Genomic DNA, 16,071 nt, shown 5'->3' on the forward strand with positions numbered 1-16,071 from the left:
TTGGGTGGTTACGCTTTTTGTTTTTCGTGGCGGAGGAATTCTAATTCTTTTTTGAGCGGCTCCCAGTATTCTATGTCCTTACTACGCTCGGCCATCTCTTCTTTTTGGAGTTCTAACTTAAGCTGTTCCATGTTTTGTACAATAGCCAGCGAAAGAAGCGGTCTATTTGTAACTGTTTCTTTCGTTTCTTTAGGATATTTCCCAGTAATCTCTATCAAAAGTTCGGCACTCCTGCATTCGCGAAGCCACCACCTGACCTGTTCATCCGTAGGCTTAACCCTATTTAAAGCTATGTCATTTTCCACAAGACGCTTTAACATCAGCCAGTCTTTATCGCGTTGTGTCTTTTTGCTCTGAACAAGATCCCGCAACGAAATAATATCTATGCCGCCATTATTTTTAACCCTTATTGTTTTCCGTCGGGCCCATAGTTTTTCAAATCCCTCACACCCTCTCAACTTGGCTATTAAATCCACCCGTAGGCCTTCCACGCCCTTCGCGGCGCAACGAAAATGACAGGCGTGACCGCGCTCTAAATATTCGATTTTAAGCGGTGGAAAATAGATGGAGGTTGCCTGCAGATGTTTCAGCGCTTTTTGCAAATGTTCGAGATTCTCATATGTGGCGAGTATCACAAAATCTGAATCCCTGCTAAATTCAGCGGCTCCGTAAATAATACAGGCCTGCCCACCAATTAAAAGGCACTTAACCTGATATTTCTTGAGCGTAGAAAGGACTTTGAGGATCGGGTTCGGGGTCAAGATCTCCTCCTAATGATATATAGAGTTTCCATAACTTGGTTGTTTCCAAGAGCCTTTTGGCGGGGGTAAGACTAAGCCATTCCTTGTCTTCGTCGATAAACGACCCTGACAATTCTATTGCTTTCTGTTTTTTCATGCGCTCACCTGATATTTACCGAATAAATTATACCACATATTCACAAAATCTCAATCATAACCGTCTTACCCACCGGGTGGGTAGGATGGTTAAAGGATATTATTGATGGATTGCCATGGTAAAGCAAAAATTTTTTCACTTAACTTAGTCTTTCGGGGAACCTGGCAAACAAGAAAACCTTGCGTTGCTGATCTGTATTCAGAAAGGAAAACCTCCAGGTGGCGTATGTCACTCGACGTGGGGTTTCCGGTCAGCTTAACTTCCAGAGGAGTATAGATCCCATCCGCGTCAATGATCCAATCGACTTCAGGGCCATCAGGATCCCGCCAAAATCGAATCTTTACTCCATGCCCCTTTGTATGCGCGGATCTTAAAAGCTCGAGACCAATAAATTGCTCAAATATCTTTCCCATGGTATCGCGCGAAGGCTTTGTCCCCTCACGCGCGGCAAGACGACGTACTCCCAGATCAAAAAACAGATATTTTTCAGATTTAGTAAGTTTTTTTCTGGTCTTGCTTTGAGTTAATGGCTCTACTCGTTCGGCTATAAGACAATCCTCTAATATTTGATAATAGGCACCTATAGTGGTATGAGAAACACCTATCTCCTGTGATAATTTTCTTAAATTTATGATACCTCCGGATTCGGAAGCCGAAAGCTCTAAAAATCTCGCAAAATCCCCTAAATTCCTCACAACAGCTTCGGCGCGAACTTCTTCTTCCAAATAGGTTGTCACGTAAGCTTCCAGATCGGTTTCTCTATCTGAAAGCGACTGAACGGCAAGTATTCCGGGTAATGATCCATAAATGAGCAGCTCATTTAAATCTTTAGCGGGGAATTCCAGTAAATTAAACGGATCCAGCCGGAACGCGACAACACGCCCGGGCAGGAGATTAATCTCGGCCCCCCTGCGAAGCCTGCGAGCGCTTGAACCTGTAAGTATAAAGTTGGCTCTATCCCGGTCGATTAGATCCTGGACAACATCCAAAATAACCGGCACTTTCTGAACTTCATCTAAGATAACAAGTGGGCGTTTGTCGGATTCTGCGGCAATTAGAGATTCCACTTCTCCTTTTAGGAGATGCGGCGACTTTTCATACCGCTGTCTTACGTCCGGCTGCACGAACGAAATCGATAAATCGTATTTAAACTGACGGGTTAATGTCGTTTTTCCTACTTGCCGCGCGCCGAGCAAAAGAACGCTCTTATTCCGTTCAAGAGTATGTCTAATCCTCCCATCCAAGAGTCTTTTAATGTATTTCATGGTTTAAATTATCGCCGAAAATGGATGACTTGTCAACAAAATTCTTATAAGCCATCTTACCCACCGGGTGGGTAGGATGGTTTAGAGTGATTTGGCGGTGGCGTTGAGGGCTGAGAGGAATTCGTTGATTATCTTGCCTATATTAATTTTCGTTATGACGCGCAGCCAACCGCCCAGGGTATTTTTGATCTGATTCAAAGTTCTTACGGTTTCAGCAGAACAATCTTCGGTAGCTACCGCCGTGGGCTTATCCTGTGCCGCGAGCCTCTGGATAAAGCGTATCAATTCCACCATCAATGCCGCCGCGGCTACATTCCTGGAATTGCCTTCCAGGGCCGCAGATTTCTTATCCGCGATGAGGAAGTTGGACATGTTATTTATTTCTTTCTCCGGAGCGGACGCGAATGTCCTGTAATGGCTTGTTACAGAACCTATGTCGGATTCCATGAGCGCATATGCTATGTGGGAATTGGGAACAAGCTGGTCTATCGATGCCCTTGCCTTGCCGACGATATCCGGTTCTCCGTCTGGAATTCTTATTATATTGACGTTGGCTTTTGTAATTATATCTTTAGCGGATTCTTGAACTATCACGAAATAATTAATCGGTGAATCTGCTGAAGCCGTACTCTCTATGGCATCGGCCACTTCCCGGTAGCTATAAGCGCCTCTTCTCGCGTCTACAACGACCGCGAGTTTACCCTGGAAGACACCGGCCTCTTTCAGCAATCTTGTGAGTTTATCAAGTATCGCATAGCTCGACATGGAGGTCCCTGACGGGCCCATAGCAGCAAGATCTGCCCGGAGCTTCTCGAGTTCCCGCAAATATATATCCTTTACGCCTCTGGCCGCGGCACGTTTCACGAATTTCTCGCCTCTTAATATCCCTAAAAGGGCGGACAACCCTTCCCCAAGCTCTTGCATTTCGGAGATCGTGCTTGATATATTTTCTCTATAGAGAACGGCGCTTATGCCTGCCGCGGTTTCGCGGCTAAAGGTATGCGTGTTGACCCACGAACCGAATGTAGGCATTGTATCTGTTATGGCAATACTTATCGGGACTATCCTGGAGCCGGCTATTACATATACAGCATTATTTCCGAAATATCCTTTTGCATAATTTTCTCTGTCGGCATCAAACTCTCTATCGTCTTCGGCTTCCGCTGGATGTGTATGTATGTAGATATAGCTGCCTTGCGCATGTATGGTCTGATTACAATTAAAGTATTCCACCGCTCCATTCTTATTAAACGAGACCTCTGATTTTGTTCCATATTCGACTGTACCGTCGGAGGTTCTTATGGTAATGGCTGCTTCGGTACTTACAGCGCTCATAATATTTATCGCTTCTCGAGCGACTTTCAGGTCTTCTCTGCCTGCCGATATTTTGACATCTAATTTATCGAGTATGGCTTCCTTAAGATTGACCCCTTTATCGCTACCCTCCACCGTGAATACTTCCGCACCTACAGTTACGGTTACGGTCTGGCCGGCCATTACAGTACCTGCCTTGGCATTTATAATAGCTTTGGCCATCTTCTGTTTTTCTGTAGCAGATATCGTAACACCGGTCTGCTGTGTGAAGCGCTCCACTACAGATGAGGCGTCTATTGACATGGCCTGGCTTCTCCCTATAATATTCACGTTCTGCATAGGCGCGACCGCGCTCGTGCCGAATGCGCTTGTTCCGACGACCGGCGCAATAGGCGAACTGATTGCGCGCCCAGGCGCGAGTTCTTTCACCGCGCCAATACCCAGATTTCGCAACCATCCTCTTGTTTCGCCTCCTGCAGGCAATAGACGCGTTTCAACATTTATCGGCATGTTAACTAAGAATTTATCGGCACTTGGGAATTCAGCCGCGAAGCTTTTGGGATTTACGGCACGCAGCCCTATAGCCTGCGCAACAGCTTCGGGTAATATACCCTTTAGGCCTTCTCCTAATTTGGTAATTCTATGATTAGCTACATTAACTTCTTCCGGCTTCATGCCAAAGGCGCCAAAACCAGCTACAACAATCTCCTGAATCGCCCTATCGCTACCTGCTTGTCTTAATTGCGAGGTTATATTATATCTCTTGTCAAGGACATGACCTACTTCATGAGCAATAGCCTCATCGATATTTTTAGAATACCTCAACGTGGCACGCCTCTCCATAACTCCTGTTGCCGCATTGACTCTGGCATCAGCGTCAATTCCTCCTAAGTTAACGAGTTTGTCTGCCCGCCGATCCCATTCTTCATTAGGCACAACTTTTATTGTCACTCCATGCATTTTCGCAAAATCTTCGCCGCTAATCGGCGCTACGGCTTTCGCGGCTGACTGCGGTCTTGCAATCTTGCCTAAAATTGCGATAAGACTGCCGACTGCGGCGACACCGCCCATTACAGCAAGCGCCATCGGGCTTATGACTCCGGCTACGACACCGGCAACGAGCCCCACGACCGCAACTCCTGCAACCACAGCCAGTTGTGCAAATCCGCCTTCTCTCGCCGCAGGCCCGCGCGGCTCTTCTAACGCAGGGATAGCTTCCGCTGCTTTACGAACGGCGTGCAATACAGGGTGCGCCATTATTTGCAATGCAACAAAGTTACGGATATTCTGCGGTACTTTTATCTTGTTGTCTATCTCGCCCATTACTATCCATCCGACTATATCCGCGAACTGCTCTTCTCTCAACAGTTCATCCACAACCACCCTGCCTCTAAAATCTTTCTCAAATCCACTTGCCTTTTCCACCAGACCTATAAATCTTTCCTGGTTGGCTTTGTCTATGTTTCTCCAGACAAGATGGGCTACCTCATGCACGAGGTCTCCCGCATCGGCTCTGTTACTCAAGTCTAATCTATAAAATACATCGTTACCAACCCACTCACACTCAACTACTCTCCCGTTAATATCCATCGAACTGCCGTCTGGTTGCGCTACAACGCCGGCCTTACTTAACCCTAACTCGGCCAGGCCTCTCGCCACCTGGGTGTTGTCCAAAACTTTTACCAAAAGCTCAGGCGTTCCCGGATTTACTGTTATACCGAACCTGGATATTTCTTGCTCTGCGCCAGTCTTCTCGTACTTCGCGGGCTCGGGCACTGGCTGCTCGATAGTTACCGATGCTGCGACCGGTACAATATTATTCCTTAGTTCGTCTGAAAGCCTGGCTGATATCTTTTCGCCTATGCCACTTATAGTCTTAATGTTTTCTCTGAAATTGGCAGGAAACTCTGACAGCCATGCAACCGCCTCGCTATTATTCTCACTTGTAATCTCGGCAAGGTTAGCAAAATCTATTACTACGGCTCTTCCATCTATAATACCTATGTCTTTGAGTATATTGCCACTGGAACTGATAAGAGGGTTAAAGTATACTCTTTCTTTCCAAAGCATAGAAATAAGCTCCGCTGTTTTCTGCGTAACCTCCTTCTTTGTAATATTGTATTCACCCGGTTCGCTAAGCATCTCGAAGATGGTGGGAATAGCAGCTTGCTTTATCACCATTCTCGTCCCAAGCTTATTTCTAACCAGTTCATATCCAAGCACAAGACCTTTGGCAACAAGCGCCTTCGCCTGGACAAGGTTGTCTGCCCTAATTACCTCCTGCATAACCTTCTGCCTTGCCTCAACCGGCTTTACAAATGTTCTCGCATTTTGTTTTGAAATTGTTTCAACGGCAATGGCATGATAGCCTTCGGCAACTGCCTCCAGGCTGTTGAGATTATCCAATTCATCCCCTGTCATAATACTTGCCGCTATAGCATCTTCCTGCCTTAATTCTTCCGCCTTCTGCGCGTCGACACCAACCAACTTGTCAAACTTTACTACACCGCCCTTTTCCAGCGGCTCGAAGATATCCTTGTGGAACGCGGCCATCTCTTTGAGCGCACCTCTCTGTTCGCGAGTCAGTGTCTTTATCTTAGCGAGTTCTGTAAGTTTACCGCTTATGGGCAGGGCAGGCCAGTTCGAAACAGCATGCAATATTGCATCTACTTCTTCGAATTTAACCGTGTCCATGACGCCGTCACCTAATTGGATCTGCAGTATCCGATAAGCATTATAAACATTGCCTATCATAGCGCCTGCTTCAGGACCAAATGATAATTGGCTTACCATTGACATCGGCATGCCGCTGCGTGCCACAAAATTCTGCGCATAATTAAACATCGCTTCACGCATTAGTGAAGGTTTAGCATTGTATTCTCCGGCTATTTTTTCTACACTTTCTAACGTTATAGGCTTAGGCTGTTCGCCTTCCTTGGCAGTACGCGCATCCTGTAATAGCCTTGATAATGCAAGCTGCGCCCCGGCGATGTCCGTCTTCAGATCTGACTGCATAACAGCATTAATGAGTGCGCCAAGCGTTGCAGCCTGGTCTTCTCTTGCAACCGCGGATGAGATCATGGTAGTAAGTGCATCCCTAACCTCTTCGGCGCTGTAAACTCTTCCCGCGCTCCTTTCAGACGCCGTCCTGGTCATGGCTCCTGCAACATGCTCAGCAACGGGCATTATTAGATCGGCCGTAGCAAGTCCGTTTTGCGCAGCTAAGGCATCTACCTGATTTACAGGTATGTCGTAATCCCATACCTGTGATTTTTCCACGGTCTTTATAAGATTCGCCGATACAATAATTTGCACTCTAAGCATTTTTGCTGCTACTCCGACATCCTCATATTTTCCTGCTATTACCTGCAGCGTCCCAAGCGTTACCTCGGTCTTTACACTGCCAGGCAACACATCATATATAGCGGCCATACGAGGTGCCTGTTTTTCATCTGTCAATAGTTTAAATATTTCAGCCAGCGATGTTTTTGTAGGAGCAATTACTGTTTCTATCTCTGTAATCTTCGTATCTTTTCCTGACCTTTGATTATCCATTATCTTGGCCATTACATTCTCCATAGCCAATTCCGGCACCCCCGAATTCATGGCCCTGTCCCACAGCCTAAGGGCTTCTCTATTAATTGAACTCTTTATTGCAAGGCCCTGCGCCATACCAACTGCCATGGCTAGAATTGTAGGTGTCCAAGATCCGCTTAGGATACCTACGATATTAAGAGCTATTATTACCGGATTAGCCAAAACACCTGTTGTGCCCATGCCGAATCTTTCCATGCCTTTTCTTAATCCGGACCTATCTCCGGCGGGCGAGTCTTGCTTTATTATTTCGGCCATCTTTCCCATATAGGAATTCAATAAAGGCATTGCTAAAAGTGTCATAATGCCTATGGCACCCTTGATACCTACCGCTACTCCACCGATAACCGGTGCCCACGCTGCAATCGCTCCACCCAGAACAAGCGGCGCGGCTACTTTAAATATAGGATGCGTGTTCTGCCACGATGCGGCAAGGTTATCGCTCATCCTTGTAAACCAGCCTCTAATCGCTGAAGGAGCCCTGTCCTGCAGGACTTTTGCTATGTCAGCACTGATTAGCCCGAGGCCTGCGAGTTCCGCTGATGTCTTTCCTGTAATATTCATCAGTATTGTGGCGGCTTCTGCTTTCTGCATAACTCTATAGGCGGCAGAATCCTTTGTTATCTTACCCTGCGCCACAAGGCTATCGGCTAAACGCGATGGCGTTTTGCCTGATGGGCCGGCGACTAACATTGTCGCTAACAATTCGGCAGATCTTCTGGTCGACCCGCGGTCTGTCCCGGATAATTCTGATCCCATTGGTATGAGGCCCGTCTCGACTGCCTGGGCCTTAAGTTCTTGTATTTTATTCTCTCTCTCGGCTATATTTCTACTTAACGCCGCAACTTCATTCGGCTTTATATAGCCTTTCTCTCCGGCGTACCTACCCAACTGTGCCAATACTATAAGCTCCTGTTCGGCTTGCGTGAGACTTGCCATGGTTTTTGCAACGTCTCTTCGATCAACTAATGTGCGTATGGATGGGGTCAATATATCATCGAGCGTTGTTATCCCGTTTCGAATACGTCTCTCTATCTGTCCAGCGTTCATTTGTCCAAAAAGTACACGCTGCTCCTGGGATATCTCGGGTTTTCCCGACGGTATCTGTGCGGCATTTGTATTTACCGGTGTCATATACTTCGCAAGGACAAGAATCTGATCAACGGTAATATTACCTATAAGACTCTCCCCTATCTCGGCCCTCATCTCACTAAGCCAATTTAGTGTAACGTTGAGTTGGCGCGGCACTATATTCACTCTCGCGACAATGGCAAACGCCGTGGCTTGACTTATGCCTAGCTTATCCGCCAACTTCATAATCTGCACAAATACGATGTTCTGATAATTGCGCTGGGCGGAGTTTAACCTAATTCCGGCTATCTTCATCGCTGTATACGCGTAGGCTTTTGTGAGGAAATTGCCAAAATATTGGGCACGAGCATACTGTTCCTGCTTGGCCTGATAACTCAGAATAGCGCCATTCAGCTTATTTACAATCCTTGTACTGGCGTTTAAAGCATTGCGGCTGCCCGGCACTGCCTGACCAGCTGTTCCTAACATCCTTAACGCCCCCGACGCATAATTAGAGGAAGTTGCAAACTCTATTGCTTCTGTTATTGTAATGCCTTCTGTTGCCGCACCTTTCATCTGCAATTCTCGTTCGGCAAGCGCCCAATTCGATATTATATTTGCCTGTGTTAAACCTACTGATGGGCTAATAGCAACGAGCAGGGTGGCAACCATACCATCATTCTTGCCGGCAAGGCTTAACGCATCACTTAGCATAGCAGGTGTCTGCCCAGACTGTAAATTAACCACTAATTGTTCAACGGTGCTGACCTTCTGGGTAAGCGATTGCTTATCGACATCGTTTAGACCGGTCGAATTGGCTAGGCTGGAATATAGTGCACCTAAAACAAGCCCTGCCCAGCCCAGCATTGCTGCAGGACGATCTCCGGTCCTAATATTAGCATCATAAGCTTTTATGGCTGATTCAATTGCATCACGCGTTACCCCTGAATTTGGCGCGGTTTCCTCGATAGCCCTCTGCATCCGACGAACGGCGCTTTCTCTTCTCTCTGACGCACCAAACGTAGAAACCGTTTCTCTCATTATCCCGCTATCCGAGAAGCTTCTGTTTATATCGTCAACTATCCCCTTCGGGGTCATCCTTGAATAAGCGGATTCGCTCATACCGCCCAACTTTTCATTATAAGTGTCTTCTTTACCAGTAAGCTCCAATTTCACCATAAGCTGATTTGTTTCTCTATCCCAAGCAAATGACGCCATATCCTGGCGCAAATAACCATTGACCAACTGCCGTAAGTCCCCCCTTAGTTCTCCTTTATACTGATCCAGCGCCAAATGGAATTGCGTAAGAATGCCGGTAAGAGTATTCTCAACCGCTTCTTTTACTTCAGGAAGCGCTTTTATAGTGTCAGATGTATTTAATTTATCATCCACGCCGGATCTCGTCTGGAACCGGGTTCTAATTTTCTCTATAGTATCCCTCTCCTGCTGAGTTGACGCCGCTCTTGATAATAACCTAAACCTATTTACTAACGCCGTTCGCATGTTGTCTGATAAACTACTCACTAATGATATTTTTAAGAATGTGCCTTGGCTTTCAGTAATCATATCCGTAAATTTCCGTGCTGTCATTGGCTCCGGCTTGCCATCTATGGCGCTATCTATTACCCAGGATTCTTTCTTATGGTATCCCCATTCACCCAATTTGCCTATTCCTATGCCTCTATCCCTTCCCAATGTTTGCTCTACAATAGTCATGGGAGAATTCCTATCGAAGATACCAACCCACTTTACGCCGCTTTCCTTATACATAATATAAGTTTCCAAACTCTCTCTCAAGGCGGGATCTTTGGTTAACAAATTTAGTGACTCACGAGTTAATACTCCATTTTTGAATACATCTTTATCAAGTCTTCCTTCAGCAACCGCCGCTTCAATTGATTTAAATGCTTTTTCCGTCTTTGGAGATAGATATATGGCTTTTTCAAGATTCAATCCTGTGCAACCGCTTTGGTCCAATAATATGATTCCTTTATAAATATTCCCTTCGGCATCTTTAATTGCGCCATTCATTATCTCCTGGAAACTTTTTCCTTCTCTTACATCAACTTCATAGCGAACTAAATTGCCCCTGTTGTCGCGTACAGCTTCTCCATTTTTATATAGCTGGAACCAGTTTCCATTCTGTACCCATATATCAACACCCGCTTTTGCGGCTATTTTTAACACAGCTGAAACTATGCTGCCTCTATCAACATCCGCCTGATGCTCTAATACGTATAACCTATCTATGTTGCCCAGTCGTGTAGATAGAAGAGGTTCTATATTCCCGGCCCATATCTCTCCTTCTAAAAATCTATTAATGCCATCCACACCATAGTTCTTGAACGCTTCCCCGAACACCCCTCGTTCCACAGACTGGAAGGCGCGATAGTAATTTAAAAGTTCCGGTGTAGCTGTCATTAAGGTTCTGGCCATGAACTGTGACAAAATGTCGAGGTCTGTAACTTCTATTGAATCACCGCTTGTTCTCACTCTTTCAAGAGCTTTTCTCGCATACATGCTATCGCCAATTTTATTAAGATATTTTCTACCGATGAGTTCACGGGCGCCGGCTATATTCCATGCACTCCAGTACATATTGGTATCCGCATGATTCTCTGACCAAGGCACCACTCGCTCGCCTCCCACTCGCGCATCGTAACCCCACCCGAAACCGCCTTCGCCTACCTCATGTTTCATGCGGAACGCATCCTCAAAGCCTTTTATAGCCGCCCTGAATATGCTGTATTCTTCTTTGGAAGAACTCGTAAAATCTTCGGCTCTTACCCTGTCAAGCCCCAGACTCTTACCGTCTGCCCATAACAGGAATTCTTGATGGAACTTTGATTGCAGCTCAAGCCATCCGCCTTTTTGTTCAAGCATATAATTTTTCCTTACATACTCAACAAAGTTAGCGAACGTGTTATTGTACCCATTAATTTGTGATATATCTTCTGCGCCCTTGTTTCTCCATTCTGTATATAGATGATCCACGAAATTATATACCGCTTCAAGACTCGTCATTATCTTTTCGCCATCGGGTAGGTTCTTGAGCATTGCCTCATTGCCGCCCATTATTAGATGAGGTACAAATGGTAATACATGCGCTTCATCGTAAATAGCCCAACCCTTATCGGTTAATAATCCCATAAGGTTCGATGAGAACTTTTCGTTCCTATCCGAAGACATTTTTATAGATTTTAGGCTCATAAGGTCTGTTACAACTATATCGGCTTTCTCAACTTCTTCTAATAATCTTCCACGCAGCGCATCCCTTCCCGGCAAATTATCAAACGAACTTATAAGGTCTCCATCTAAAAATAAGACAGTAACTTCTTTATCACCGATCTTTGCATATGCGCTTTCCAATTTTATGTTGCCATCGGCATCCAGTGATACCGGTCGAGAGGCTGCTCCTAATGCGCTACAGGTTTCTGCGTATAGTGATAGCGCTCTTGCCCTGTTCATGGTTATATCGACTACCCTGCCCAAAACTGGATTTTCAGATAGCTTGTATAATGATATTAGTATTGAACTCATAACGGGGGCTATTACGGAGGTTTTACCAAGGCCCGTGCCCATCTTTATCAGCTCTGCGGGCGACGACAATATATCAAGCATTGCTTTCACCTGATAATCCTTGACTTTCCAATCAGGCGTTTTGTTTTCTTTCGTTAACCTTGCGTTTTCATCTGCTTCTCTTTTGGCAAGGGATCTGTTTATAATATTTGCTATAATCTGCGCTATTTGGATAATGTTTTCAGGCGCCCCGGCTCTAACATTTACTCTATATCCGCCTATTCCAGCCGGATCTCTGACTATTTCAATATGGCCCGCTACAAGGTGGCCGTCTGTCTTTAATAGATCTATAGACGCGCTTCTTTGTTTGCTGTCTTTTATTAATATAAATGCGTATCTTTGAAGTGCTATATTTTCTTTTGCCGCACGGCTGAAATATTTTGCTATACCAAATAACTCCGGATGTTCCTTATGTTCCTTGGCTATCTCCCTATCTATGGCCTTAAGAAGTTGCCGCGGGAGTTTTTGACTTAACTCTATACGCAGCGTTGCCTTGTCTCTAAGCTGGGTACCGATATCTTGGCCAGAACCTTCGATTTTCTTATAATTCTCTGCCATCCATATTTTTGCAATGGCTTTATCTCCCAATAAAATTCTTACTTCTATATTTGCTTTTACGGTTTTTTGCAATTTCTCTGTTACGGATATCTCGATCCCATCTATGGATATCTCTCTTATTTCCCCGATCGCAATTCTAATCATGTCGGAAATAGATCCATGTTCTAACACCTTTGAAATTGCAGTATTCTTGAGCTCTTCGGAAACGGCAACTTTCACCTTCCCTATATCAATCTCATTTTTGTCCTTGGCCGTATTTATTATGGTTTGTAATAATAATTTATCGGCCGCGTTTACTATGTTTTTATAATTTAACGCTTTAAGTTCCGGAGTTGCCTTGACGCTTTCCATCTTCCCTTCTATCTCTAAGCGTATGCTTCCACCCTGAAGTTCATTGTATATTTCCGCAGCCCTATATAGATCATTTTCCGGATTAAGTGCTTTATCGAGCTTCCTTGCCGCAGCATCTCTCAACCCTGAAACCTTAAAATCAATATCTACGAAAGTCGAATTAGCATCAACTACTTGCCCGCCCTTTATTGTGTCAGCAGGGTTTGCCTCATTTACGACGCGTGCACCGGTCAAAGTCATGGATTCGCCTATCTTGACTCTAGCCAACTCCATAGCAACGGTTCTCATCTTATCCGTTATCGTGCCGGCATGGATCCCACTCTTGCCAAGATCCGAATCTTTGGTAGCTGCAACCCGTGCTATATCCGCATCTGTCTGTAGTTCTTTTATAAAATCTCTGATTTCGACAGAAGTCGCGCGAACTCCCATTGCCTCATTTTTGATTATGACTATGTCGCGCATTCTTGTCTGTTCCTTCTCTGTATATTTCGCATTCGCCTTTGCGAATAGGAAGAACCAGCCGAGCACTCCGCTGGGACCTACGAAGAAAGATGATAAGCCGGTTGGCCTGAAAGTGCCATCCTCGCTCTTTTGCGCCAATACATCCAGGGCGCTATTAACAGCGGTTACATAACCTGCTATATACATATTGCCTTCAGCCCAAGCAATAAATCCAGCTATTCCTTCGCCAAATTTAGTTGCAACCCATGCATACGCGCGCTTCGACCATAATGTTACGGCAAACTCTTCTGCATCCAAGCCCTTACCAAATACCTTTAGTATATTATTCCATGCCATTTGCACCAATGTAAGAGGCTTGGACATAACACCCGGGGCAGAGCTTAATGCGGATTTCCAGTTAAAGCCGGGGGTCATTTCAAAGGAGAATATCTTTATGAGTGGCCCCATCCAAAATCCTTGAGCGGGTCCGGTTATCGAGCTGGATATTAAGGCCTTTGCGGCTCCGAATATATTGGATAATTCTATCGCTTCACCGGTAATCTCATTACGCAAAACGATCGGCTTACTAAAATCATTCATGCCGTGACCATTAAATATGCCCTTAATTCCGCCTATAAACCAAGACCAGACACCTGTAAACAAATTGAATGCCGGCGCAACGGCTAACCATGATACTGCTCCTTCTATCATGTGCATACCGAGAAGCTGCGCACCGGTAACTTCTATTGTCCCCGCAGTCTTTAAACCCAGTAAAGTTCGGGCAAGCTTTTCTGATATGCCGACCTGCCCACCTTCGGCTACTTCAACTACTGTCTTTTGTGTCCCATATCTCATCAAATTACCTTGAGCCGAAGCAATATGTGTCAACCCGCGCGGACTGCCAAGATATGCTATGGCAAGTCCTATAGCAACTCCTGTCAAGAAACTTACCGCTCTATCGCCAAAGGTAAGTTGGATTACAGGCTTTCCATCAGCACCTTTAAGATTGCCGGTACGATAGCGCAGTTCATCAAACCCCAGCTTTACAAGGCCACCAGCTAGGCCAAATTCTATTGTCGCTATCATAGGTTGCACGGCAATTCTGGCTGCACTGGCACCAGCTGGCGCGAAGAAAAGTTTTTCAGCAAGTATTCTAAAGTTCGTCGATACCACACCTTTTCCGTTAACTAATAATGAAGATTGTCCGCCTTTTGCTAATGCGTAGACTGGCTCACCTTTGCCGCTTACAGCAGGCTTGAAGCCCCAACGCATAAACTGTGTGGCTCCATACAAGCCAATACCCGCTACAGCATTACCCAGAGTATTCCACCCAATATTCGAAGTCCCTTCGAATATTTTATTCTCAATAGCTCCTACAGCGCCGCTTAACACACCTACTGCCCCAACTCGTGCCACCGTACCCCATACGCCACCCATGCCAACTATATTTACACCTAAAGCGCCCAAACCATATTTAACGCCTATGGCTAATGCGGCGCCGATAGCCGCGTTTGTACCCAACCTCATCCAGCTAAATTCCTGGCCGCGAAAAGCCACATCATAAAGTAGATACCTGCCTCCTCCGATAGCTGCTCCTGTTAAACCGGTCGCGGCAATCTGTAATACTATCTGCCGACCAACCGTTAAACTTGCTCCGGCAATAGCTCCCGGCAAGGCTAATATTCCACCAGTCATTCCGCCTATCAAACCGTTTACTACTAATGAATTCAAAAATCCCTGGCTATCAAATCGCCATCTACCATATTCAAGGCCTGTGTAAATATAAGTTCCGGCGCTTACTGCTGTCGCAACTCCCATCGAGACTAGCATCCCTACTCCTATAGCATTTAACCATACCCCTAAAGGAATCCCGAATCCAGTAAACGTAAGCACTGTGCCGACAGTAAGTAATGCAACCGCAGTCGCTTCTTTCCATACATACGATACAATACCTCCCATGCTATCAATGGATTTGAGATTACCAAAAGTAATACCGCTGGCTACCCAGTATGATATTGTATTTATCCAGCCTCCATCGTAGAAATCGTTCCAGGATTTAGCCAGGCTGCCGTTAAGACCATAGTAGGCGTCGTAAGTTTTTATATCTGCTGATATTTGTTTTAATAATCCTCCTGTGGTATCTGCCAAAACTACTTTGGTTAATTCTTCCGCTGACATTTTTTCCGCATCTACACCTCTTAACGCGCCCATGCCGTCCACTTTAAATTTACCTTCCGTGACATATTTATCGTGCCAATAGGTAACAGCATTAGATATTGACAATTCATGGAGACTTTGTGAAGCACCTTCAATTCTTCCGGCAATAATATGTGAGCTTGCCACATCCACTCGAGCTTGATCCTCTGTTCTTAAGCTTGAATATCCTACAACTTTGTTAACGGCGTCCCAAGCATCAAATGTTCCCGAACCAAACCACTCGTAGGCCAAACCGCCATAGTGACCTTGTATTCCTGCTGTTTCTCTTCTCAAATCGGCAAAAGTTATTTCCCCATTTTCAAACTTAGCAGCCAATTGATAAAGCTTATTTGCGGTCGCTGCATATCCAAAATTATCTTTCCTTGGCTCTTTCGCGGCCAATTCAAATTTATATGCAGTGTCACGCAATGCTTCGACCACCTCTTGGCGTTTTGCTATGCCAGCTTCATTGGGACTTCCACTCGATGTATTTCTACCTATGCCCATAGCTTCATCGAGCTGTCTTGCTTCGCGGCCAATAACTTTGCCACTGTTCGAACCAATGCCTATAAGTATATTATCCTTCATTATCCATAGTGTGGCGCCCAGGTTATTTGTGAATACTATGTTCTCCGATATTCCGAACTGCCCGAGGGCGGATAGGGCCGATAATCTGTCAGCGCCTTCAGATAGGCCGACTATTGTTGTAGCTATACCGCGAGTGATAGCCGTATCGCCTGTGCGTGCCGTAGCTAACTTAACCTGGCCGTCCGTAGCCGCGTTCCTGGCCGTGTCATAGGTAGAG

General features: G+C 45.5%; 5 protein-coding genes. 1 reads left to right on the forward strand and 4 read right to left on the reverse strand.

From position 1 onward, the window contains the following. Positions 1 to 8: 8 nt before the first annotated feature. From Q8R38_04885 to Q8R38_04900, 4 genes are all read right to left on the reverse strand, one after another. Positions 9 to 761 (reverse strand): hypothetical protein, encoded by a 753-nt coding sequence (locus Q8R38_04885; GenBank protein MDP3791356.1) that lies wholly within the window; start codon positions 759 to 761, stop codon positions 9 to 11. After that, entirely contained in the window at positions 706 to 897 is a 192-nt protein-coding gene (locus Q8R38_04890) for a hypothetical protein (GenBank protein ID MDP3791357.1), read from the reverse strand. Before Q8R38_04890 ends, Q8R38_04885 begins: the two co-directional genes overlap by 56 nt. Positions 898 to 986: 89 nt before the next feature. Next, entirely contained in the window at positions 987 to 2,162 is a 1,176-nt protein-coding gene (locus Q8R38_04895; GenBank protein MDP3791358.1) for an ATP-binding protein, read from the reverse strand. Between the two features lie 81 nt (positions 2,163 to 2,243). After that, positions 2,244 to 15,854 (reverse strand): hypothetical protein, encoded by a 13,611-nt coding sequence (locus Q8R38_04900; protein MDP3791359.1) that lies wholly within the window; start codon positions 15,852 to 15,854, stop codon positions 2,244 to 2,246. 37 nt (positions 15,855 to 15,891) lie between these two features. Here Q8R38_04900 and Q8R38_04905 point away from each other — a divergent pair, with 37 nt between their 5' ends. Further along, a complete protein-coding gene (locus Q8R38_04905; protein MDP3791360.1) occupies positions 15,892 to 16,065 on the forward strand; it encodes a hypothetical protein in 174 nt (57 codons plus the stop codon). The last annotated feature ends 6 nt before the right edge of the window (positions 16,066 to 16,071 follow it).

It is taken from the genome of Candidatus Omnitrophota bacterium (assembly GCA_030695905.1).
GTDB lineage: Bacteria > Omnitrophota > Gorgyraeia > 2-01-FULL-45-10 > 2-01-FULL-45-10 > CAZHPY01.